We start from the raw sequence: 22,269 nt of genomic DNA, 5'->3' as shown, positions 1-22,269 counted from the left end.
GGCCCTGGCATGACTGACGCCGGCGATCCGGCCGTCCCCCGCGCGCCCGGCCGCCGCGCCATTCTGGCCGCCGCGGCTTTCGGCACGCTTGCCCTGCTGTCGCGCTCGGCGCGCGATCCCTGGCGCCTTTCGGGCCGGCTCGACGGCACCTTCATCCAGCCCTGGCGCGACGACCTTGCTTTGTCCGGCACCGGATGGGCGCGCAAGATCGCGGATGCGCGCGCCTTTGGCTGCCCGAACCTGGTCCTGCAATGGACACGTCACGGCACCGACTACGCGCTCGATGCCGACCTCATCATTCGCCTCATGGACCTCGCCCTCGCTGCCGGCTGCCGGCTGCAGGTGGGCCTGCCCTATGATCCCGACTATTGGGCGGTGCTGGAAGGCCGCAGCCCCCGCCCTCGCCCCGCCTTCCTCGATGCCGCCGCCACCGAGGCCGCCCGCTTTCTCGCCGCCGCGCCCTTTGCCCGCCACCCCGCCTTTGCCGGCTGGTATATTCCCTACGAACTGGACCAGGCGAGCTGGGCGCGCCCGGAGGAGATGGCGCTCCTGGCCGCCTTCCTCACACGGCTGCGGCAGGCGGGCGGGGCGAGCCCCATGGCCATCTCCTGCTTCCACAGCGCCAATGCGCCTGACCGCACGCTGGTGGAGCTGTGGCAGGCCCTGCCGGCCGACCTTGCCCTGCGCCCGCTGGTGCAGGACGGGGTCGGCATGTTCGGCTTGGCCAATTACCGCCACCTGGTCCCCCTGTTCGCCTATTTCCGCGCCACCGGCCGCGCTTTCGACGTGGTGGTGGAGCTGTTCGCCCAAAAGCAGTCCGACCTTCTGGAGCCCGGCGCCTTCGCCGCTGACGCGGCCGATTTCGTGCGTCTCGCCGCCCAGCTGGATGTCGCCGCCGCCAGTGGCGCGGAGCACCTCATCGCCTTCGCGCTTCACCCCTACATGACCGGCCCCGCATCCGGCGCCGGGGCGCTGCGCACCGCCTATGCGCGAGCCCTGGATCAGTAGGACAGGAAGGCGGAGGCGAAGACGCCCTGGGCGCGGTCGTCGCCCGCCAGCCGCCAGCGATATTGCAGCGTGAAGTCCACATAGGAGCGGGGCGCCGCATAGGTGTCCTCGCGGAACCAGAAGCGCAGATTCGCCCCCGGTCCCGCGCCCAGCGCACCCGGCGTGGCGAGCACGGAATCATAGGCCCCGCCAATGGCCAGGAAGGGGGTGAAGACCACCTTGTCGCTGATCCCGTCGAGCCGGTAGGAGCGGCCGTAGCGCGCTTCGAAATTGCCGATGGTCTCGGGATTGAGGGCGAAATAGTCGCCCTCCCCATAGACCTGCCAATAGGTCCAGTCGGGCACGTCGACCCGCAGGTCCGAGCCTTCGCCGGTGGAATAGGCGATGCGGAACAGCCAGTCGGTGCGCGCCGCGCTGCCACCGGGAAAGAGATAGCTCACCTCCAGGATCAGGTTCTGATCCGAAAGAGGCTTCCAGCGCGCGCCGGCGCTGAGCTGGACGGTGGGCCAGCCGGTGACGCCGTCATTCTCCGCATAGAGCGTCTCAAAGGCCCGGCCGAACACCTCGAACAGCGCCCCGTTCCGATAGCCGATGCCCGGCGGGCGCCAATAGAGCTCGCCGCCCGCCTGCACCGTATGGCCGACGCCAGGCGGCGGCGCCATGATGGAGGTGGGCATGACGCCCACCGCGCCATAGGAGATGGAGGCATAGGCACCCCAGCTGCGCTCCATGTCCGCCACCTCCCGCCGCACGCCGAAGGCGGTCTGGGCGGGCAGGGGAAGGGAGCCGGAGCGATGTTCGTCCAGCGCCTGCTCGAAGAAGGCGATGGCCTGGCGGTTCTCCGCTTGGCGCTTGGCCACATAGGCCGCATCCAGCGTCGAGGGGCCGCGCAGCTCGCCAAAGGACTTGGCCTTGTCGAAATAGACCAGCGCTTCCTTCTCCGCCCCCACCTGGTTGGCGAGATAGGCCACGTCCAGGGACGTGAAGGGCGCGAAATCGCCGGCGGCCAGCGCCGTCAGGAAGCGCTGGCGCGCCTCGTCCTTGCGGTTCAGGGCCACCAGCGCGCCGAGGCCGCCGCGCAGCATGGTGGCGCGGTCGGTGGCGGTGCGGGCGGTGGCGGCGCCGAGGTCGAAGGCGGCGAGGGCCTCCTCATGGCGATTGAGGGCCTGGAGAGCGAAGGCGCGGCGGGCGGCCACGTCATAGCTGCGCTCGCGGGCGAACGGGGCGAGGGCGACCAGCGCCTCCGCCGGGTCCCTGGCGGCCAGCGCCGCATCGGCCAGCGAAAGGCGCACCTCGCGCACCTGCGCGGCGGGCAGGCCGGGGTCCTTCAGGGCCGCGGCGAAATCCTTCGCCGCCAGCGCCTGGCGGCCGAGCTTCTGGTAGGCGAAAGCCCGCTGCACCAGGAGCTGGGCCTTGTCCCTCACCCGCGCCAGCCCCTCGCCCGCCGCCTGCACAGCCTCGGCAAAGCGTCCGGCGGCGGACAGCGCGGTCACCAGCAGAGAGCGATAGGCGCCATTCTGCGGCGCCGCCGCCACCGCCGCGCGGGCGGAGGTCACGGCTGCGGCATAGTCCTTGGCGGCATAGGCCTTGTAGGCCGCATCCGCCGCCTGGAACGCCCCCTGTTCCGCCGTCGGGGCGGCGGCAGATGGGGCGACAGGCGCCGGAGCCGCCGGGGGCGCTGAGGGCGCTGGGGCAGCCGGGGCAGCCGGGGCACGCTCCGGTGTCGAAGCAGCGGGCGGAGCGGAGACGCTCGAAGCCTGCCCCTGGATCGACGGCGCCGGCGCGACGGGAGCGGGCGGAGCAGCTGGCGCAGGAGCCGCAGCCCCACGCGACGGGCTTGCCGGCGCAGGCGCAGGCTGGGAGGGAGCAGCCTGCGAGGAAATGGGCGCCGCTGGGGATGGCGCGGCTTGATCGGGTGCGGGGAGGGAAGGCGCGGTTTGGAAAGGCGCGGTTTGCGCCTGCGCGGCGGGAGGCGGAGCCGGCGGGGCTTGCCGAACCGGCGGAATGACCGGCTGGGTCTCGGCGGCCCTGCTGCGCTCGGCGATGACGGTGTCCCGATCCGCGAGGCGCGGATCGGTCACGCCTAGGGATCGAGCACGGCGGATTTCCGCCTCGGCCTGGGGCAGGCGGCCGGCGGCGATGAGGGCATCGATGAGCAGGAGGCGCCAGCGCACCACGTCCGGCTGGAGCGCCAAAGCGGAGCGCACCTTGTCGGTTGCCTCCCCATATTCGCCCGCCGCGAAGGCACGATAGGCTTGGTCCGCCAGCGACCAGGCGGCACTGGACGCGTCCTGCGCCACCGCATGCCGCACCAGGCCCGGCGACAGCGCACCCAGTGCCACCGCCAATGCCAAAGCAGAGGCCGCCGCCCGCCCCCTCCAGGAGGCGGTGCGCGCAGGGGATGTGGAGATCGGGCGAATCGCGACGGTCATGGAAAGACCGTGCGCTCACCGGGTTAATCGGCCGTTAAGGTTAACGGCATTTCATATGATCGCCAAGCGCTTAGAGTCTGACTTAGGAAATCAAACTTCTGCGACTTGGATCGTAAAACGAATTAGCCAAAAATCAGCAAACTTCATCGCCTCGACTGATCGCTTGATCTTTTTGCCAAGCTATTCGTTCCATTCCAGGTCGCGTCGGACCTTTTCGGGCGTAATCACATTGCTTTCAGCTTTTAGGATCTGGCCAGACTTGAGGGTCCTAAAAGCTCAATCCGCGACTTGATCATCAGCATTGACGCGCCGCTTGCGTTTTGTCCGATGAACAAAGATTATATGCGACCATGGATACAATTCTGTGATTTAACCCCACAAAAAATGACAATTCTACAAAAATCAATATAGAAAGATTAATTCAATGGGAATGACGATAGAATTTCTCCTTATATTGGCATTAATCACATGCATTTACTTAATATATTGCTATTATGCAGCGGCAGAAATATCTGCATATAAGATTGCAACAGACCCTAAAAATCAAAATAAATGGGAAATATCACACCTTCTATTAGGTCAAATTGCCGCCTCAATAATTGGAGGAACTATATCAATTCTATTGCTTATATCCCAGATGGATCAACAAAGATTAGAAGATGAAAAAAAAGAAATGTCCAAGCTAGTCAATAATGCGAAGGTCGTTACGTACTCTAATTATCTATCGATAAATCACGTTCTTCGCCTTTTACGAGAACAGGAATTTTATAACGCCTGCAGATCAACGACAGGACAACTCAACGAAAAAGGCTTTCCGATACCCAATCATCGCGACGAGGACCAGATCTACCTACCCCTTATAATTGTAATTGAGCCTACATTTCCAGAGCTCTGGAGGCCAATTGATTTTATAAAACAGAATCCCGCACTTTTTCCACAATTGAACGACAGAATAGTTTCTCATCTTATAATTTCGTCTCAAAGTCCATCAATTATGATCGATAATTTCAAAAATTACAAAAAAACCATGCTAGCACTAATGAGCGCTTACTTCTCTACATCATCACCTCAAAGCGAAAATGAGTATTTTACATTTAGTTCACCGAAACTTCCGGAGTTATGTATCCAATATATGAATTACTTCGGCGATCAAATGAGACAGATAATGAATTTAGCAACCGCAGACACCCTAGTTTGCCTAATAATAGAGGAAATAAAAGGAACTATTGATGTAAAAATATCCAGATCGGAAATCGAGATTTTTAGCGAAGTTTATATCGACATTACAATGGAGCGAGTGGCAGAAATTTCTTATAGTATAGATGGCTTATCCGACGAAGACTCCGAAAAGCTATTCTTCAGCGAAAGGCACACTAGATGCTTTGAATATTTAGATCGATTTACGAAATTCTTCAATAAACGAGCAATCAGCTCTGGAGCACTCGACCGAGGTCGGTCCACTCAATAACCTATAATATCTCAATCCCCTTCAATCTCGAGCGGATTTATCCGGTGAGATTAACGGCATTCTCAACCTCCGAAATAACACACCTCCCCCGAAGACTAGATACATTCCAGCGATTTTCACGCGGTGCAGGACATTCACGGAGGGGCCTGACTTTAACCCCTCGCAAAGGGGATGACGCTATCTGCAATTTTAATCAATTCACACACTCAAGTATACACTCAGCAGTACGGCCCCTCCTCACCATAGACGTCGCCCCTAAAAAAGGTTGACGCCGTTATGTCACTGGAGCCGCTGGGTCAGCCGCACGCTGGAGGGCGCGAAGGCGTAGACCGGGATAGCCGCGATGGCGGGTCCGGAGAAGCGATTGGTGGACAGGCCTGCCGTGGGATCGGCGCTGAAGCCGGTGGCCACCACTTCCTTCGGCGCGGTCATGAACTGGGTCATGACACGCATTTCCGGCGCCCGCATATAGGGCTCGAACGAGAAATTATGCGCGGTGAAGACCCGTCCGAACGGCACCTCCGCCGTGCGCGCCCGCTCCCTCGGCCGCTGGGGCATGGGCTGGAGGTTGGGGCTGAGGATGGTGTTGGGCGCACCGCCGATCATGTCGCCAGAGGGCGCGAAGGAGAGCGCGCCTTCCGGCGTGCCGGTGCCGCGGGTGATGACGGCGGGCAGCGGCGGAATGGAGGCGGTCTGGATGGGATCGGCCGCCTGGAGGCTCGCATCCGCGGTGGAAGGACGGCGCAAAGGCAGTGGCGCGTTGGGCAAAGGCGCCAGCACCGCTTGGGCGGTCACGATGGCTGCCGCGATCTCCGCCGGCCGTGCGGAAGGCAGCGGGGCGGGCGCGAGGGCCACGGTGGTGACCTTGGGCTGCGGGGCGCGGATGGGCAACGGCACCGGGGTGGCGGCGATCCGGGCCCCGGCGCGGCCGGCATCCGCGCGCGCCGGCGCGGCGGCAGGCGCCGAGGACGGAGCGGCGGACGTATCGTCGTCGTCGGCGCTGGCCACATAGGCGCCACCCTGGGCGGGGCCGACGGACGCCACTTGCGTCCCGCCCTTGGCGGCGTTGCGGGCGGCGGCCTTCACTTCCGCCGGGCTCATGTCCTCGGCGCCGGAGGGCTCGGCCGATTTGCGCCCGCCACCGAACAGGGCGGCGAAGAAATTCTTCAGACCGGAGCCGAAATCTTCCTCGTCCGGTCCGCCGGCGGTGCCGCCGCGTGCCTCCAGCTCCGCCAGGGCCACCTTGTAATTGGCCAGCGGCTTGCCATCGGAGGGAATGTGGACGGTCTTTTCGTCGGGGAACACACGCACCAGCTGGTCATGGGTCATGCGCGGCCAGTGGCGCACGCCGCCGGTGTCCATGTGCACGAAGGGGGTGTTGGCGGTGGGATAGAAGCCGACGCCGCCGCGCTGCATGCGCAATCCCAGCACCCGAAGATCGGTGATGCTGACGCCGGGAATGTAGAAGTCCATCGCCTTGCCGCGCATGTGCTGGCTCTGCTCGGCCACCAGCTTGGAACGGGACCGCAGCATGGAATTGGTCTGGGGGGAGCGATAGCCGCTCACCACATGGATGCTCTCGGACGCCCCGACATCCCGATAGACCTCCCAGACGAGGTCGAACAATTGGGGGTCCATATTGGTGGGCTCGTCCCGGCGCCAGTCGCGCAGGAACCAGTTCAGCTTCTTGAGCACCGCCTCGTCATAGCGCCCTTCCCTCTTGAAGGTGAAGGTGCCGCCCTCGCCCGTATTCATGTTGAGCAGGTAGAGGGTGCGGGTGTCGCCATTGGCCACCGCATTCTGCAGTGCGGTGGTGCCGCACATGAAGAGGGTGACGGCGGCGATGACGGCCCGCGTCCGCGCGCCTAGCATGAGGCGTTTGGAGGGCACAAAGCGGGCGTAAAGACGGTGAAGGGGCAATGTCTCGAACCCGAGGCTCAGATCGGACTGGTGCCGCGCACATAGCAGCGCGCGGCGCGAAGCTCAGAAGAGTCTTGTCGGGTTCGGTTAAGGGCGTGTGTACGCCCCGCGCCCCCAGACCTCGGTTTGCGGGGTCCCGCCCGCTCGCCTCGGTCACGCGAGTGTGATTAATGACACAGTGTGGCGAAAACGTGCAGCGGAAACTTGAGGACACAGCTCCATGCAAGCTTCGTTAACGGGGCGTTCATGTCCGGTCCGCCTCCGCGGCGGACGGCCCATGGCGCCCCCTTTTCGCAGGTGCGAAGGGCTGAAATCCCGACCACGGACGCAAAAAGCCCCGCGCGGCGGGCGCCGCGCGGGGCTCTTGGAACAGACGGCGATCAGCGGGTGGCGGCGGTGGGCTTGCCGGCGGCCAGGTGCTGGGGTGTGTCGAGATGCAGCAGCTCGCGCATCTTCGAGTCGATGCCGTAAATGTCGTCCCGCCCGCGCAACACCCCGGTCTCGTCCACCCAGACGGTGAAATAGACCACGTGGACGGGGATCTTCTGCTTGAAGGTCAGATAGCGCTCGGCGCCCCCGAACATCTTGCCGATGCGCTCCTGGGTCCAGCTGTCATCGCGCATGCCGAGGCCGAAGATGACCTCGCCGAAGCTCAACGGGTCCTGCACCCGCATGCAGCCATGGGAATAGGCCCGCTTCTCGTTGGCGAACAGGCGCGGCGAGGAGGTGTCGTGCAGATAGACCGAATGGTCGTTGGGGAACATGAACTTGATGCGCCCCAGCGCATTGCGCTCACCCGGCGGCTGGCGGAACGAATAGCCGGACAGGCCATTCGCCCAATTCACCGCGGTGGGATCCACCACCTTGCCCCCGCGTGTGATCTCGATGCCCTGGCGCGCCAGGTAATAGGGATCGCGCTGGAGGTTGGGCAGCATCTCCTTGCGGGCGATGGTGGGCGGGATGTTCCAATAGGGATTGACCACGGCATAGGTCATGTCGCGGGTCAAAAGCGGGGTCGGCGTGTCCGGCTTACCCACGATCACGCGCGCCTGGTGGATCACCTTCCCGCCATCCACGATGCGGACCATATATTCGGGAATGTTCACCATCACATAGGCGGTGCCCAGATCCCGCGGCAGCCAGCGCCAGCGCTCCATATTGACGATGATGTCATCGGTGCGGCTGCGCGAGCCGTCGAAGCGGTTGAGCACCTCCAGCGTGGCGGCGCCCACCACGCCGTCGGCGTCCAGCCCATTGTCGGTCTGGAAGCGGCGCACCGCCTCGGTGAGGCCAGCATCATAGATCTGCCCGCCGAGGGGGGCGGAAGCCACGTTCAGCCGTGCACGCAGGGCGGCGACGCGCGGATCCGCATCGCCGGGGCGCAGCGTCGGCCCTGGCGGCACATGGACAGAGGGGGCCTTTGGCCGCGCGCGGGCATCCGCCAGCTTGGCCTTGAGCGCCTTGTAGCCCGGATGGGGCGGGTTGAAGGCGGCGAGCGCAGCCCCCGCATCGGGAGCGGTGGCGAGCGTCGAGAGAATGGCGAGCGGATCGGGGATCTGCCGCACCGGCGTCACCAGGCCGGAAATGCGCTCGGGATCGAACCGACCCGCCTGGGCGTGGCGGGCATAGAGCAATGCGGTGGAGGCGAACTTCAGTTCGTCGCGGGCGAGCCCCGCCGCATCGGACGGCGCGGAGAGGCGCGGCAGCCCATAATCCTTCGGATCAAGGCCGTCCTCATCGGCCTTGGCGAGGCGGGCGGACACCGCCTGCCCGCGCGCCGAGAGCCCGCGTTCACCGATGAAGACCGGCGCGTAGCCGCGCGCCGCATAGAAGGCCGCCACGGCCTCCCGCTCGCGCTGGGCGGAGGCCGAGCCGGTGGCCGGCTGGGAGAGCAGGGACGCCAGTTCCGCCGCAACGGGCGCCAACGGATCGGCCTTCACGGTCGCGACCGGAGGTGCGGAGGGCGAAGCGGGGGCGGGAGAAGCAGGGCCCTGGCCTGCCGCGAGGCCGCTCGGGGCGGCGGCGGGGGGCGGAGGCGCGGGGAAGTCCGCCTGCGCACGAGCGGGTGCGGGCGGGCGGGGCGGCGCTCCCTCCACATGGGCGTGGGGCACCAACGGCACGGCCGGCGCAGGCACGGCGGTTGCGGCGCGGGGACGTGTGGCGGGGGTAATGGGCGTGGTGACCGCCGCAGCTCCGCCGCGGGCGCTCGCCTCCCCCGGGGCGGGGGCCTCGCCAAGAAGATGATGGGGGGCGCCATCGCCAGCGGAGGGGGCGGCATCCACCGCCGTGCCCATGCCGGCATTGCCGGTGGGGGGCGCGACCTGTGCAAGGACCGGCGCGACGCTCGCCATCAGGGCGGCGGCGAGCACAGACAGAAGGGGTCCGGCTTTCATGTTACTCCCGGCCATCGGCCGCTCCATTGCAACGCCCGGCTCCGCCCAGTGCCGGTGCTCCAGCATGCGGGCGGCGCCGTTCCGTTCAAGTCACAAGGCACGGCGCCGGTTCACATTTCATGACCCTGTCACTCAGCCGCAACCGCCAGCGCAGCCAAAGGTTCCTCGCTGGCGAGCCCCAGCGCCGCCATGCGGCGGTAGAGCGTTGAGCGGCCGATGCCCAGCCGGCGCGCCACCTCGCTCATGCGCCCGCCATAAAGGGACACCGCCGCCCGGATGGCTTCCGCCTCGATCTGCACCAGCGCACGCACATGGCCCTGCCGGTCGGTGAGGCTGAGCGCGTCCGCCGGCTCCTCCTCCACGGCCGGGCGGGCCACGGGAAGTGTGACCACGTTGGAGGCGGCAGCGCGGCGGGCGGCGGCCAGCGCCATGGCATTGTCGAGCGCCACCTTCAGGCGCAGCGCCCCGGCCGGCTTCACAACGAAATCGTTCGCCCCCGCCTTCATGGCGGAAGCGGCGCCCTCAAGCCCGGCGGCGGTCACCGCCGCCACCACGGGCGTATCGTCGCCGCGCCGCCTGAGCGCGCCGATGAGGCCCATGCCATCGAGGCCGGGAATGACAAGGTCCAGCAGCACGGCGTCGAATCGCTCCCCCAGAAGGCGCGCCAGCGCGGCATCCCCGTCGCCGACGCTCTCCACCTCATGGCCGAGGCCGGCGAGCACGCCTTCCAGGCGGCGCCGTTCGAGCGGGTCGTCTTCCACGAGAAGGAGGCGGACGGGGGACGTGCGGCAGGTCATCATCGACGGGACGCTCGGGGGAAGCGGCGCAAGGCCGGGAAGGTGATTCTCCACAGAGCTTGGCGTGGGATGGTTAAGACCTATCTAAGGAAGGACGGCCGGCCGGCGGATGCTTCCATTGCGGATGCGCCCGCCGACCGGTGCCGTTGAAGCGGCCCCTCCCGCCGCGCTAGAACCGGCGGGGGGAAAAGTCCGCCCAGATTCCGGAGGTCTCATGTTCGGTTCCGCCCTCTTTGCCCATGAGCTGTTCGCCCATGAGCTGGCCGCCGCCGCCCGCACGGCCGAGGCCCTGCCGGAATGGAACCTCGCCGATCTCTACCCGGCCATGGATTCCCCGGCGCTGACTGCCGATCTCGAAAAAGCGGACGTGGAGTGCAAGGCATTCGAGGAGGCCTATAAGGGCAAGCTCGCCGACCTCCTCGCCGGCCCGGATGCGGGCGCCGCCCTCGGCGCGGCGGTGAAGCGCTATGAGGCCATCGACGACCTCCTGGGCCGCATCGCCTCATATGGCAGCCTGATCTATGCGGGGGATACGTCCGATTCCGTCCGCACCAAATTCTATGGCGACATCCAGGAGCGCCTGACCGACGCCTCCACCCATCTTCTGTTCTTCACCCTGGAGCTGAACCGGCTGGACGACGCCGCGCTGGAGACCGCCATGGCGGACCTGGCCCTCGGCCATTACCGGCCCTGGGTGGAGGACCTGCGCGCGGACAAACCGTTCCAGCTGGACGACAAGATCGAGCAGCTCTTCCACGAGAAGTCCAACCCCTCGCGCGGGGCCTGGAGCCGGCTGTTCGACGAGACCATGTCCAGCCTGCGCTTCACGGTGAACGGCAAGGAGCTGGCCATCGAGCCCACGCTCAACCTCCTCCAGGACCCCAATGAGGAGGTCCGCAAGGCGGCGGCGCTGGCGCTGGCGGAGGTGTTCGGCAAGAATATCCGCCTCTTCACCCTCATCACCAACACGCTGGCCAAGGACAAGGAAATCTCCGACCGCTGGCGCGGCTTCACCGATGTGGCTTCCTCCCGGCACCTGGCCAACCGGGTGGAGAAGGAGGTGGTGGACGCCATGGTGGAGGCCATCCGCGGCTCCTATCCGCGCCTCTCCCACCGCTATTATGCCTTGAAGGCCAAGTGGTTCGGCAAGGAGAAGCTGGAATTCTGGGATCGCAACGCCCCTCTCCCCAAGGTGGAGAGCCGCGAGATCGGCTGGGCGGAAGCCCGCGACACCGTGCTCGGCGCCTACGGCACCTTCTCGCCGCGCATGGCGGACATCGCCCGCACCTTCTTCGACAAGAACTGGATCGACGCGCCGGTGCGCCCCGGCAAGTCGCCCGGCGCCTTCGCGCACCCGACCGTGCCGTCCGCGCACCCCTATGTGCTGCTCAACTACCAGGGTAAGCCGCGGGACGTGATGACGCTCGCCCATGAGCTGGGCCATGGCGTCCACCAGGTGCTGGCGGGCCGGCAGGGCGCACTGATGGCGCCCACCCCGCTGACGCTGGCGGAAACCGCCTCGGTGTTCGGCGAGATGCTCACCTTCCGCCGGCTGCTGGCCCAGGCGGAAACGCCCCGCGCCCGCAAGATCATGCTCGCCCAGAAGGTGGAGGACATGATCAACACGGTGGTCCGCCAGACCGCCTTCTACAATTTCGAGCGCCTCGTCCACACCGAGCGGCGCAATGGCGAACTCACCTCCGACAAGGTGGGCGAATTGTGGATGCAGGTGCAGACCGAGAGCCTCGGCCCGGCCATTCACCTCGGCCCGGGATACGAGACCTACTGGACCTATATCCCCCACTTCATCCATTCGCCCTTCTATGTGTACGCCTATGCCTTCGGCGACTGCCTCGTGAACTCGCTGTACGCGGTCTATGAGAAGGCGGCCGACGGCTTTGCCGAGCGCTATCTGGACATGCTGTCCGCCGGCGGCACCAAGCACCATGCGGAGCTTCTCGCCCCGTTCGGCCTTGATGCCCGGGACCCGGCCTTCTGGCAGACCGGCCTTGGCCTCATCGACCGCATGATCACCGAGCTTGAGGAGATGGATGGCGCCTGACGCCTCCCTCGCGGCAAGGAAAAGGCCCCGTCCGCCGGCTGGTGGACGGGGCCTTTTTCATAAGGCGGGCGTAAAGGGGGCGGATCCGCCTCACATCTTGTCGCGCGCGGCCAGCGCCGCTGACAGGCCCTTCAGCGAGACCGGAATGGTCACCTGCTGCTGATTGCGATCCTGGAAGGTGATGGACGCGCTGCCGGTGGCGGTGGACAGGCTTGCGGCCTCCGGCGCGGTGAGGTCCACGTCGGCGATGCAGGCGCGGATGCAGAATTTGAAACCGGCGGAAATGGGCTTGGCATTATCGCCCACGGTCAGCTGGGCGCCGGCGGGCAGCCACACGCCCACGGGAAGCTGGAGCACCAGCCGCAGCGGGGCGTCGGACTTGATCTTGCCGAACACCACCTGGGCCACGAGGCCCTGCTGCTGGGTGCCGATCTGCAGCGTCTGCGCGGCCTCGCACACCTTGCTGCCACCCGCCAATTCCGTGCGCTCGCACCGCACCACCCAGTCGTCATAGGTGGCTGTGGTGCGGGAGGGGCCGTCATCCTGGGCACCGAGCGCGGGCTTAGGGGCGGCGGGCTGGGCGGGGGCCGGCTTTTTAGGCGCGGCCGGCTGCGCGGCAGGCGCCTGCGCCTGGGCAAGCGCCGGGCCGGCGGCGAGCATCAGGCCGGCCGCCAAGAGGCAGGCGCGGGCGAACGTGGAAAGGGCACGGGCGGGTGCCGAGGCGGGGCGGGCGGAGACGGTCAGGGTGGCCTTCATGGTGTTTCCCCTATGGTGCTCAATTCCATAGCGAGCCACCGCCGGGAAGCCAACTGGGGGCGCAAGCGAGAAGGTTCCGCGCACCTTCACCCATCGCCCCATTGCCGCACGGTCCGCTTCGGGCCATAGCTTTGACCTTGTTCCCCTCCCCTCCCGGATGCCATGGGCGATCCCTCCTCCTCTTCCCTCACAGACCGCCCCGCCGCGACGACGCCCTCCGGCGTCAGCATCGACCTGTCGGCGGTGGTGCTGGCGGTGACGGCGGATGAGCCGCGCGTCCTGGCGCTGCAATGGGGCGAGCGGCCAGCACTGCCGTCAGGGCCGCTGGAGCCGGCCCATCGCACCCTGGAGGCGGGCCTGCGCTCCTGGGTGGAGCGGCAGACCGACCAGCGGCTCAATTATGTGGAGCAGCTCTACACCTTCGGCGATCTGGACCGGCACGATGCCGGCGCGCGCGCGCTCTCGGTGGCCTATCTCGCCTTGGTGCGGGAGGCCCGCACGGCGGGCGAGGCGGAAGCGGCCTGGCTCGACTGGTACGGCTTCTTTCCCTGGGAAGACTGGCGCGGCGGACGCCCGGCTTTGCTCGACCATATCGAGGCGGCGCTGGAAGCGTGGGCGGAGGCTGCCCCCGATGCCCGCAGCGCGGACGTGCGGCGCATGCGCCGACGCCTCGCCTTTCCCGACGGCGGCGGCACATGGAACGACGAGCGGGTGCTGGAGCGCTACGAATTGCTTTATGAGGCGGGCCTTGTTGCCGAATCCCGCACCGACGAGGCGGACCGGCCGCTCACCCTCGCGCTTGGCCGGCCCATGTCCTTCGACCACCGCCGGATCCTCGCCACCGCCATCGGCCGCCTGCGGGGCAAGATCAAGTATCGACCGGTGGTGTTCGAGCTGATGCCCCCCGCCTTCACCCTGCTGCAATTGCAGCGGGCGGTGGAGGCCCTCTCCGGCATGCTCCTGCACAAGCAAAACTTCCGCCGCCTCGTGGAGACGCAAGGTCTCGTGGAGGAAACCGGCGAAACCGTCTCGGCCACCGGCGGGCGGCCGGCGCGCCTCGTGCGCTTCCGGCGCGAAGTGCTGGTGGAGCGCCCCGCACCCGGCGTGCGCACGCAAGGCGCGCGGCGCTGAAAAGGAGTGAAGTCAGCGCGTCGCTGCCGCAGGAACGGCCAGCGGCTCGCTGGTTTCGGTGCCCGTACCGGCGCCCGGTGCCGTCACCACCACCTGCTCTTGCCGCACCAAGACGGCCCCGCCGGGACCCGGCACCACGATGGTGGCGGTGATGTCGTCGGACTGCGACACCTCCTGCATCAGCGCGCCCAGCGCCAGCTCATCGAAGGACGGTTCGGCCGCCGGGCCCGGCAGCTCCGGCAGGGCGGCGGCGGTGACGGCGCCTTCCGTGCGCAGCGGCTGGATCTCGATAGGGGCCGAGACGATGGGGGCCGGCGCGGGGGGATCGACGCGCGCATGGCGGGGCATGAGCACCGGCTCAAGGCTGGGCGCCTCCACCGGAGCGGCAGTGGCTGCCACGGGCGCGACGCGGACCGCGTCGGATGCCACAGGGTCGGCCGCGCCGCGCGCGGGGGGAATGAGGTCAGGCGCAAGACCGGCGGCTTCCGGCGGCATGGGAAGAGCCGCCATTTCCACCGTGGGCGAGACGGCCGTGAGGGACCCAGGCCCCGGGGCGATGGCCGGCGGCGCGGGCGCCTCCACGGACACGGTGGGCGGGGACAGAGGCTCCGGCGCGGAAACCACATCCTTGCGCCCCGTCTGGGCCGGGGGCGCGGGCGCGGCGGCGGGCTGCGGGGCGCCCGGCGCCCGGACCATGGGCGCATCGTCCGGCACATCCTTGGGCTCCGGCACGCGGGGCCGGGGCGCCCTGTAGGTGAGGCTTGCCACCGCCTTCACCACCTCCGCATGGAGCGCGGCGGACTTGTCGATGTTGAAGTGATCGAGCCCGGGCACCCCCGCGAGGTTTCGGTTGTCCAGCTTTCCCTTGAAGCCGGCGGTGGGGGTGAGGGCTTTTCCGAAGCCGTTATTGTCCTGGTAGAAATTGATGAAACGCCCGCGCGCGGCGCCAATGGTGGTCACCCCCACCGGATCGAAGGTGAAGACGAGGCGCGGCGGAACGCCTTCGGCGGTCATGCGCTCGGCCATGTTGATGGCGGCATCGGCGCCCAGAGAATGGCCGGCAATGATCACCGGCGCCCGGCGATTGGCCTTGGACCAGGCCACCGCGTCGTCGGCGAGGCTCTGCCAAACGCCATATTCATACACCTCGGCCTCAATGCCCTTCTCGTTCAGCTTCTTCGCCAGGTCGTCCATCCCGTAGGAGAAGACATTGGCGAGGCCCCGCATCAGATAGACCCGCCCCACATAGTCCGCCCGGGCCGGCGCGGCGGCGCACAGGACCAGGGCGAGTGTGGAGAGGATCGCCAACAGGCGGGCGCGGACAGGAAGGGGGAAAGAAGACATGCTGGCACCGGGCGGGTCAGGCTAAGCTGAGGTTCACCCGTGACAACGACCGAAAGCGCAACCGGTTTCATCCCGTCGCTTCTTGCGATCGCCCCCCGCGCCGCATGGTTAACCCAAGGATGAGTCTAGCGGAAAACGCTCGCCCGTCAGCCGTATTCCGGTAGGCGGCCAACAATCATCGCCTGAAATGCAAGAAAACCGAGCCGGCATAAGGCCCGGACCGGTGCAAAAGTCACCCGGCGCCGGCCCCGGCCTGGGGCGCGCGGGCGGGCGCATTGGCCGGCGGCTTCGGCCCGCCGGCGGGCCGCGCGGCTTCCGGCCCGGAGGCGGGGACGGGCGCCCTTGCCTTGCGGGTCATCACCGATTTGAGAAGCTGCACCACCTGCTCGTGCAGCACCGGCGACTTTTCCAGGTTGAAATGGTTGATGCCGGGCATGTTCTTCATGTCCCGGTTGTCGATGGAGCCGGTGAAGCCCGGCCCGTCCACCAGTTCCTGCCCGAAGCCATTATTGGACTGGTAGTAATTGATGAAGCGCCCGCCCGTCTCCTGCACCATGTTCAGGCCCACGGGGTCAAAGGTGATGACCAAAGTGGGGGACAGGCCAAGGCTCGTCATGCGCTGGGCCATATGCACGGCCGCATCGGCGCCCAGCGAGTGGCCGATGATGACGATGGGCTCGCGATTGTGCGAGAGCGACCAGCTCACCGCCTTCTGCGCCAAATCCTGCCACTCGTCGAACTGGTAGACATTGGCCTCGATGCCCTGCGTCCGCAGCTTGGTGGCAAGATCGTCCAGGCCATAGGAGAACATGTTGGCGATGCCGCGCATCAGGTAGACCTGCCCCATGGTGCGCGCCTGCGCGCGGGCCGGCGCGCTCGCCGAGACAATCAGGACAGCCAGGCTCGCGACGAGGGCGAGCAGCACGCGAACTGCGGACGTCATTGGATCCCCGCTGACAGGACCCCGTTACTGCACCACAAGGGCGCCATGCGGCAACCTCGCCCGGCATGCGGCGGCGCCGAAATCTGTTGCCAGCAACATTTTGTGCCTCAAGCGTGACCGTGTTGCCGCACTGCCGCACGGACCGTCCGCTCGGTCAGGGCTCCCCCACCAGCAGGATATGCAAAGAGCGCGGGCCGTGAGCACCCAGCAGAAGGGTCTGCTCGATGTCGGCGGAGCGGGAGGGGCCGGTGATCCAGTTCACCGTGCGCGGCATGATGCCGGCGCCGAACTTGGCCCTGAGGCGCGACCACACCGCCTCATAATCCCCCGCCACATCCTCCGCCCGCACTACCACCAGATGATGATCCGGCAGGAGGTTCACGGTGCTGGGATTGTCGGGGCCAGAGAGCATCACCACCGTGCCGGATTCCGCAACGCCCGCAAAGGCATGGGAGAGGCCCGCCAATTGCCGGCCATCGGAGGGGCCGATCCACACGTCGAGGGAGGGCGCGGTGTCCCACGGCAGGTTCGCGAGGCGCGCATCGGCCCCGCGCAGAATGGTGGGCGGCAGGTTGCGGGCGCGCAGATAATCCGCGATGGCGGCGGGCACCGCCGCTTCGCTCGGCAGGTGATCCAGCGTGGCGGCGGCGGCCAGCACCATGGACTTGAACAGAGCGAGGCGTTCGGCCGGAGGAAGCTGGCCGCGCGCGGGGATCACGCCCGCCGGATGGCCGGCAATGCGATCATCCACCGCCTGCCGGCGGGGCGCCTCGGTGCCGGTGACGCCCAGCGAGCGGCGGATGGAGGCGAGCACGGTGTCGCGGGAGCTCATCGGGCCGGTCCCTTTTGGCGGGCGGCCCATTGGGCCTGGAAGGTGCCGCCCTGGGGGGCGGGAAAGTCGCGGACCTGCGTCCACCCGCCCGCCAACGGCAGGCTGGAAAAGCGCCCCTTGTCCCGGCCGAGGCGGGCGAGCAGCCCCATGGCAAGACGGGTCGCCGGCCGGTAGAGCCAGCCGCGCCGGGCAAAGAAGGACCAGACCGCCAGGCCCGTGCGCTGGGGCGCGGGGGTCAAGTGCCGCTCGAATTCCTTCTCGCGCCAGTGGCGCATGAGCTTGGGCAAGGGAATGCGCACCGGGCACACCTCCTCGCACCGGCCGCAAAAGGTGGAGGCATTGGGCAGGTTGGCACCCTTCTCGATGCCGATGAGCGAGGGGGTGAGCACCGCCCCCATGGGGCCGGGATAGACCCAGCCATACGCATGCCCGCCAATGGCGTGATAGACCGGGCAATGGTTCATGCAGGCGCCGCAGCGGATGCAGCGCAGCATCTCCTTCAACTGCCCGGCCAGCATGCCCGAGCGGCCATTGTCGAGAATGACCACGTGATATTCGCCCGGCCCGTCGGGATCCTCCGGCCGGCGCGGGCCGGTGGAGAAGGTGGTGTAGACCGACATGTCCTGCCCCGTCGCCGAACGGGCGAGCACGCGCAGGATCTGGCTCACATCCTCCAGCGTCGGCACCAGCTTTTCCAGCGAGGCCAGCACGATATGCGCCTTGGGCAAGGTCTGGGTGAGGTCGCCATTGCCCTCATTGGTGACGATGATGGAGGTGCCGGTCTCGGCCACCAGGAAATTGGCGCCGGTAATGCCCACATCCGCCATCAAAAAGCGCTGGCGCAGTTCGCCCCGCGCCTCGGCCAGCAAGGTGGTGGGCTCGGACAGGTCGCGCTCGGGCGGCAGATGGGCGTGGACGCGGCGGAAATCCTCTTCCACCTGCTCCTTGTTGAGGTGGATGGCGGGGGCGATGATGTGGGAGGGCGCCTCGCCGCGGATCTGGATCAGATATTCGCCGAGATCCGTCTCCACCGGCTCGATGCCGTTGGCGGCCAGATGGTCGTTGAGGGCGATCTCTTCCGAGATCATGGACTTGCCCTTGGTGACCGTCTTCGCATCCAGCCTCTTGCAGATGGCGGTGACGATGTCCCGCGCCTGCGCCGCATCCACCGCATAATGCACATGGCCGCCGGCCGCGCGCACCTTGGCCTCGAAGCGCTCCAGATAGAGGTCGAGATGGGCCAGCGTGTGGTTCTTGATGTCCCGCGCGCTGTCGCGCAGGGCCTCGAATTCCGGCAAGGCGGCGGCGGCCACCGCGCGGCGGCCGATGAAACCAGGGCCGACCTTGGCCAATGCCTTCTGGAGGGGCGCGTCGTCCAGCGCCTCGCGCACATTGGCCTTGAAGGCGGGGGTGGTGATGTGAACGCTCATGTCCGCCCCCTCACCCCTGCCGCGCCGGCGCGCCGATGGCGGCATCCGCACCCTGGCCCGCCAGCACCTCGGCCACATGGCGCACCTTTACCTCATAGCCGAGCCGCTGGAGCTTGCCGGCCATGTTCATGAGGCAGCCGAGGTCGCCGGCCAGCAGCGTGTCAGCCCCGCTCGCCACGATGTTCGCCACCTTCTTCTCCACGATGGCGTCGGAGACATCGGGATATTTCACGCAGAAGGTGCCGCCGAAGCCGCAGCAGGTGTCGGCATCGGCCATTTCCTTCAGGTCCAGGCCCGCCACCGTGCCCAGCAAGCGGCGCGGCTGGTCGTGGACGCCCAATTCCCGCAGGCCCGAGCAGCTGTCGTGATAGGTGGCCGTCCCCGCATAGGCGGCCTCCACCCCGGTGACGCCGCACACATCCACCAGGAAGGAGGTCAGCTCATGGACGCGGGCGCAGAAGCGCTCCACGCGGGGCATCCAGTCCGGCTCGCCGGCGAACAATTCGGGATAATGGGTGCGGATCATGCCGGCGCAGGAGCCGGAGGGCACCACCACATAATCGAAGGTCTCGAAGGCGCGGATCAGCGCCTCGGCGAGCGCCCGGGCGGTCACCCGGTCGCCGGAATTGAAGGCCGGCTGGCCGCAGCAGGTCTGGGCGGGCACATCCACCTCGCAGCCCGCGCGCTCCACCAGATGGGCGGCGGCAAATCCCACCGAGGGGCGCAGCGTGTCGACGAGGCAGGTGACGAACAGGCCGACCCGGGCAGGACGCCCGCTGGCGGGTGGGGCGGCGTCGGGCGTGGCGGTGGACAAAGGCATGAGGCGCGCTTTCAGAAGCTCGATCCCGTCCCCGATGGACCGGCACCGGCCGAGGCCGGATCAGATCCGGCGGCACCGTCCGGCCATGGGCGCCCTCTATAACATTGGATCCGTTCCAGGGAAACGCGCAGGGCTGACGCGGCCGGCCGACTGCACCTCAGGGCCCTGCGGGATAGGGGCGCGGTCTGAAAATCCCCTTGATGCACTGCGGGTTGCGAACCGCGATCTGGACGTGGCTTTTCTCGCGAAACCCGCTGCCGGGATAGACCTCGCCTCCTTCCGTGAACATGCCGCGCACTGTGTCGAACGGCTCTGGGCTTTGCTCCGGCGCGTCCTCAAGGATGCTGTGCAAATGACGCAGAACCGCGCAGTCCAGAAAGCGCAGAACCCGATCGGCGTTGGGGTCCCCGGGAACACTCCTGTTCTCCAGCATGGGAAGGCCGGAGGCCTTGCGGATGCGCACGAAGCTGTCATAGGCCGCCCGCAGCAAGGCAAGATCCTCCCGGGAGGACAGATCCAGGCAGTTTCTCAGATCGATGACGGCCCCCACCACGGCGGGCGTGCCATAGTCGCCCCGCGAGGCCTTCCACTGCGCCCATTCGAGGGCGCGCTGGGGGTCGGATTCCCAGAAATATGCGCCCGGCCCCAGCCAGTCGAAGTCCCGATTGCTCTGAAGCAGGTCGGTGTCGCCCCCAATGGCCCGTTCCGCCACGGACTGGTCGCAGCCGTGATACCCAAGAACAAAGGCGGTGGCCTGACGGCTCACGCCGCGTCTTTGTTTTTCTTAACCGGACCGCCGAACTCTTCGGAGATTTGACCGTCCTTGGTGTAAATCCCCTCCTTGATGAGGGTCTTGCGGGCGATGGCCTTGCTCTTTGTCGCCTTGCGCGTGTGCTTCTCGATCAGCTTGGCGATCGCATCCAGTCGCTGCGTGTCCGACATGTCGTGTCCCCCGCGGGGAGCCCCCCAAAGCCTGAAACGCCGCAAAGCGGCGACCGTTTCAGGCCCCATCAAGCAAAGAACCCCTAAGCACGCCTGTCAATGTGCCAGTCGGCCCTTGTGCGAGCCTTCTCACCGCACCACCACCCGCGCCCCGCGCTTCAGGCGGGCCGCGAGGCGGCGCAGTTCTGGGCGGGGGAGCGCGACGCAGCCTTCGGTGGGGGTGAGGCCGGGGCGGGCGGCGTGGATGAAGACGGCGGAGCCCCGCCCCTTCACGCGCGGGCGCTGGTTGTGGTCGAGCACCAGGACGAGATCATAGAGGGCGTCGTCGCGCCGCATCACCTCGTGGGAGGCGGCGATGGGCAGGTGGACGGGGCGGTTATAGCGCCGGTCGGCGGGATCGTCGCACCAGCCATCCCCCGCCTGGATGGGGCGGGCCGGCAGAGCTGTCGCCGGGCGCGGGCCCCGGTCGGGACGGTAGAGCAGGCGCTCCACCCGCCACATGCCGGCGGGCGTGCGGCCGTCCCCCTCGCGCTTGTCCGGAAAGATGCCGCCGCGCCCGAGTGCCACCGGAAAGGCCCGCCCGGCGATGCGCAAAAGACCCCGATGGGGGGCGCCCGGAAGGCGCCGGACGTCGATTCGCGAGATCCCCACAGAAGAATGCGGCATCACGCATTACCTCGATACCGTAAGCATGTGAAAAGCCTTGAGAAAAATTGCACAATTGTCGCCAGTTGCTGTAGGTGGGCGATTCGCGTTCCCGCAAGGGTAACGGAGGATTCGATGGGCAATGCGTGGAAAATCCTCGTGGTCGAGGACGATCCGGAGCTGCGCGAGGCTCTGGTGGAGCAACTCGCCCTCCAGGATGAGTTCGAGCCCATGCCCGTGGGCACCGCCGCCGAGGCGGTGGAAAGCGCCCGCAACGGCGCCGTGGATCTCGTCATCATGGATGTGGGCCTGCCGGACATGGATGGCCGCGATGCCGTGCGCCAGATCCGCGCCAACGGCTTCAAGGCCCCCATCCTGATGCTCACCGGGCACGACACCGACAGCGACACCATCCTCGGCCTGGAAGCCGGGGCCAATGACTATGTGGCCAAGCCCTTCCGCTTCGCCGTGCTGCTGGCGCGCCTGAAGGCGCAGATGCGCAGCCACGAGGCGAGCGAGGATGCGGTTTTCGCCATCGGACCCTATAGCTTCCGCCCCGGCGCCAAGCTGCTGGTGACCGATCGCGGCTCCAAGATCCGCCTGACGGAGAAGGAGACCGCCATCTTGCGCTACCTCTACCGGGCGGGAAAGACGCCGGTGCCGCGGGAAACCCTTTTGCAGGAAGTGTGGGGCTACAATTCCGGCGTCACCACCCACACGCTGGAAACCCACATCTACCGCCTGCGCCAGAAGATCGAGCCCGACCCCTCCGCTCCAACCCTCCTTGCCACCCAAGCCGGCGGTTACAAGCTGGTGCCTTAACCACAAGAATAAAGGGAGCCCGCCGCCTTGACCCTCGAAACGGACGTCGCACTGCTCCAGGGCGTCCCGGCCTTTGAGGTGCTCACACCCGAGGCGGTGCGCATCCTCGCCATCAGCGCCGACCAGCAGCGTCTGGCGCGCGGCGACACGCTGTTCAAGGTCGGCGATCCCGCCGATTGCGGCTATGTGCTGCTGTCGGGCCGGCTGGAACTGAGCACGGACGGCCCCGGCCGGCGGCGGCGCCTGTCGGAGGTGCTGCCGGGCGCGCTGGTGGGCGAGACTGCCCTGCTCATCGAGGTGCCGCGCCCGGTGAATGCCCGAGCCTTGGAGCCGAGCGTCCTCATGCGCATTCCGCGCGGAACGTTCCTGCGCATGCTGGAAGGGTTTCCCGAGGCCGCCGCCCATTTGCGCGAGCGCATCGCCACCCGCCTGGAAGCCACCATCGCGGATCTCGACGCCCTGCGCCGTGCGCGCCTGGAAGCTCCGGTGCGCCCGCCCCTCCACCGGCGCTGACCCTCTCGGCT

General features: G+C 67.1%; 19 protein-coding genes. 6 read left to right on the top strand and 13 right to left on the bottom strand.

What is annotated here, in order from left to right; genetic code table 11:
* Positions 1–9 precede the first annotated feature (9 nt).
* Positions 10–1,008: a DUF4434 domain-containing protein gene (locus J5J86_RS18520; RefSeq protein WP_209100652.1), complete on the top strand. Its 999-nt coding sequence runs from the start codon at positions 10–12 to the stop codon at positions 1,006–1,008.
* Here J5J86_RS18520 and J5J86_RS18515 read toward each other — a convergent pair.
* Complete coding sequence (locus tag J5J86_RS18515; RefSeq protein ID WP_209100650.1) at positions 1,002–3,440, bottom strand: NfrA family protein; 2,439 nt, start codon at positions 3,438–3,440, stop codon at positions 1,002–1,004. The two genes, J5J86_RS18520 and J5J86_RS18515, sit on opposite strands and share 7 nt — an antisense overlap.
* A gap of 424 nt (positions 3,441–3,864) precedes the next feature.
* Between J5J86_RS18515 and J5J86_RS18510 the strand changes: the two genes are divergently transcribed.
* On the top strand, positions 3,865–4,908 hold the full coding sequence (locus J5J86_RS18510; protein WP_209100649.1) for a hypothetical protein: 1,044 nt from the start codon (positions 3,865–3,867) through the stop codon (positions 4,906–4,908).
* 279 nt (positions 4,909–5,187) lie between these two features.
* Here the strand turns inward: J5J86_RS18510 and J5J86_RS18505 are convergent, their stop codons facing one another.
* From J5J86_RS18505 to J5J86_RS18495, 3 genes are all read right to left on the bottom strand, one after another.
* Positions 5,188–6,780 carry a DUF882 domain-containing protein gene (locus tag J5J86_RS18505; RefSeq protein ID WP_209100647.1) on the bottom strand — a complete coding sequence of 531 codons (1,593 nt, stop codon included), beginning with the start codon at positions 6,778–6,780 and terminating at the stop codon, positions 5,188–5,190.
* 428 nt (positions 6,781–7,208) lie between these two features.
* Complete coding sequence (locus J5J86_RS18500) at positions 7,209–9,221, bottom strand: L,D-transpeptidase family protein (RefSeq protein WP_209100645.1); 2,013 nt, start codon at positions 9,219–9,221, stop codon at positions 7,209–7,211.
* A 128-nt stretch (positions 9,222–9,349) separates the two neighbouring features.
* Positions 9,350–10,021: a response regulator transcription factor gene (locus tag J5J86_RS18495; protein ID WP_209100643.1), complete on the bottom strand. Its 672-nt coding sequence runs from the start codon at positions 10,019–10,021 to the stop codon at positions 9,350–9,352.
* 211 nt (positions 10,022–10,232) lie between these two features.
* Here J5J86_RS18495 and J5J86_RS18490 point away from each other — a divergent pair, with 211 nt between their 5' ends.
* Positions 10,233–12,080, top strand: a complete 1,848-nt coding sequence (locus J5J86_RS18490; protein WP_247657693.1) for a M3 family oligoendopeptidase — start codon at positions 10,233–10,235, stop codon at positions 12,078–12,080.
* Positions 12,081–12,170: 90 nt separating this feature from the next.
* Here J5J86_RS18490 and J5J86_RS18485 read toward each other — a convergent pair whose 3' ends face one another.
* A complete protein-coding gene (locus tag J5J86_RS18485; RefSeq protein ID WP_209100639.1) occupies positions 12,171–12,836 on the bottom strand; it encodes an invasion associated locus B family protein in 666 nt (221 codons plus the stop codon).
* Between the two features lie 162 nt (positions 12,837–12,998).
* Here J5J86_RS18485 and J5J86_RS18480 point away from each other — a divergent pair, with 162 nt between their 5' ends.
* Entirely contained in the window at positions 12,999–13,967 is a 969-nt protein-coding gene (locus J5J86_RS18480) for an NUDIX hydrolase (protein WP_209100637.1), read from the top strand.
* Between the two features lie 12 nt (positions 13,968–13,979).
* Here the strand turns inward: J5J86_RS18480 and J5J86_RS18475 are convergent, their stop codons facing one another.
* The 8 genes from J5J86_RS18475 to J5J86_RS18440 form a co-directional block, all read right to left on the bottom strand.
* Entirely contained in the window at positions 13,980–15,311 is a 1,332-nt protein-coding gene (locus J5J86_RS18475; protein ID WP_209100635.1) for a hypothetical protein, read from the bottom strand.
* A gap of 232 nt (positions 15,312–15,543) precedes the next feature.
* Positions 15,544–16,254 carry a thioesterase domain-containing protein gene (locus tag J5J86_RS18470; RefSeq protein ID WP_209100633.1) on the bottom strand — a complete coding sequence of 237 codons (711 nt, stop codon included), beginning with the start codon at positions 16,252–16,254 and terminating at the stop codon, positions 15,544–15,546.
* A gap of 154 nt (positions 16,255–16,408) precedes the next feature.
* A complete protein-coding gene (locus tag J5J86_RS18465; RefSeq protein ID WP_209100631.1) occupies positions 16,409–17,086 on the bottom strand; it encodes a LutC/YkgG family protein in 678 nt (225 codons plus the stop codon).
* Positions 17,083–18,516: a lactate utilization protein B gene (locus J5J86_RS18460; RefSeq protein ID WP_209100620.1), complete on the bottom strand. Its 1,434-nt coding sequence runs from the start codon at positions 18,514–18,516 to the stop codon at positions 17,083–17,085. The genes J5J86_RS18465 and J5J86_RS18460 overlap by 4 nt, the downstream gene beginning before the upstream one ends.
* A 10-nt stretch (positions 18,517–18,526) precedes the next feature.
* Positions 18,527–19,336 carry a (Fe-S)-binding protein gene (locus J5J86_RS18455; protein ID WP_209100618.1) on the bottom strand — a complete coding sequence of 270 codons (810 nt, stop codon included), beginning with the start codon at positions 19,334–19,336 and terminating at the stop codon, positions 18,527–18,529.
* 157 nt (positions 19,337–19,493) lie between these two features.
* On the bottom strand, positions 19,494–20,102 hold the full coding sequence (locus tag J5J86_RS18450) for a hypothetical protein (RefSeq protein WP_209100616.1): 609 nt from the start codon (positions 20,100–20,102) through the stop codon (positions 19,494–19,496).
* Entirely contained in the window at positions 20,099–20,278 is a 180-nt protein-coding gene (locus tag J5J86_RS18445) for a hypothetical protein (RefSeq protein ID WP_209100614.1), read from the bottom strand. The genes J5J86_RS18450 and J5J86_RS18445 overlap by 4 nt, the downstream gene beginning before the upstream one ends.
* A 129-nt stretch (positions 20,279–20,407) precedes the next feature.
* Positions 20,408–20,944, bottom strand: coding sequence for a L,D-transpeptidase family protein (locus tag J5J86_RS18440; RefSeq protein WP_209100606.1), 537 nt, complete (start codon positions 20,942–20,944; stop codon positions 20,408–20,410).
* A 114-nt stretch (positions 20,945–21,058) separates the two neighbouring features.
* Between J5J86_RS18440 and J5J86_RS18435 the strand changes: the two genes are divergently transcribed.
* Both J5J86_RS18435 and J5J86_RS18430 read left to right on the top strand, forming a co-directional pair.
* Entirely contained in the window at positions 21,059–21,745 is a 687-nt protein-coding gene (locus J5J86_RS18435) for a response regulator transcription factor (protein ID WP_209100604.1), read from the top strand.
* A 27-nt stretch (positions 21,746–21,772) separates the two neighbouring features.
* A complete protein-coding gene (locus J5J86_RS18430; RefSeq protein WP_209100602.1) occupies positions 21,773–22,258 on the top strand; it encodes a Crp/Fnr family transcriptional regulator in 486 nt (161 codons plus the stop codon).
* Positions 22,259–22,269 lie beyond the last annotated feature (11 nt).

The organism is Aquabacter sp. L1I39, from assembly GCF_017742835.1.
In the GTDB taxonomy this organism is placed as follows: domain Bacteria; phylum Pseudomonadota; class Alphaproteobacteria; order Rhizobiales; family Xanthobacteraceae; genus L1I39.
The sequence above is the reverse complement of the archived record's forward strand: the minus strand, read 5'-3'. Positions and strand labels throughout refer to the sequence as shown.

Coding starts and splice junctions, on each gene's coding strand:
- J5J86_RS18455 (WP_209100618.1), bottom strand. CDS start 19,336: ATGCCTTTGTCCACCGCCACGCCCGACGCCGCCCCACCCGCCAGCGGG.
- J5J86_RS18440 (WP_209100606.1), bottom strand. CDS start 20,944: ATGCCGCATTCTTCTGTGGGGATCTCGCGAATCGACGTCCGGCGCCTT.
- J5J86_RS18475 (WP_209100635.1), bottom strand. CDS start 15,311: ATGTCTTCTTTCCCCCTTCCTGTCCGCGCCCGCCTGTTGGCGATCCTC.
- J5J86_RS18460 (WP_209100620.1), bottom strand. CDS start 18,516: ATGAGCGTTCACATCACCACCCCCGCCTTCAAGGCCAATGTGCGCGAG.
- J5J86_RS18490 (WP_247657693.1), top strand. CDS start 10,233: ATGTTCGGTTCCGCCCTCTTTGCCCATGAGCTGTTCGCCCATGAGCTG.
- J5J86_RS18495 (WP_209100643.1), bottom strand. CDS start 10,021: ATGATGACCTGCCGCACGTCCCCCGTCCGCCTCCTTCTCGTGGAAGAC.
- J5J86_RS18505 (WP_209100647.1), bottom strand. CDS start 6,780: ATGCTAGGCGCGCGGACGCGGGCCGTCATCGCCGCCGTCACCCTCTTC.
- J5J86_RS18520 (WP_209100652.1), top strand. CDS start 10: ATGACTGACGCCGGCGATCCGGCCGTCCCCCGCGCGCCCGGCCGCCGC.
- J5J86_RS18485 (WP_209100639.1), bottom strand. CDS start 12,836: ATGAAGGCCACCCTGACCGTCTCCGCCCGCCCCGCCTCGGCACCCGCC.
- J5J86_RS18500 (WP_209100645.1), bottom strand. CDS start 9,221: ATGAAAGCCGGACCCCTTCTGTCTGTGCTCGCCGCCGCCCTGATGGCG.
- J5J86_RS18510 (WP_209100649.1), top strand. CDS start 3,865: ATGGGAATGACGATAGAATTTCTCCTTATATTGGCATTAATCACATGC.
- J5J86_RS18435 (WP_209100604.1), top strand. CDS start 21,059: ATGGGCAATGCGTGGAAAATCCTCGTGGTCGAGGACGATCCGGAGCTG.
- J5J86_RS18515 (WP_209100650.1), bottom strand. CDS start 3,440: ATGACCGTCGCGATTCGCCCGATCTCCACATCCCCTGCGCGCACCGCC.
- J5J86_RS18470 (WP_209100633.1), bottom strand. CDS start 16,254: ATGACGTCCGCAGTTCGCGTGCTGCTCGCCCTCGTCGCGAGCCTGGCT.
- J5J86_RS18445 (WP_209100614.1), bottom strand. CDS start 20,278: ATGTCGGACACGCAGCGACTGGATGCGATCGCCAAGCTGATCGAGAAG.
- J5J86_RS18465 (WP_209100631.1), bottom strand. CDS start 17,086: ATGAGCTCCCGCGACACCGTGCTCGCCTCCATCCGCCGCTCGCTGGGC.
- J5J86_RS18480 (WP_209100637.1), top strand. CDS start 12,999: ATGGGCGATCCCTCCTCCTCTTCCCTCACAGACCGCCCCGCCGCGACG.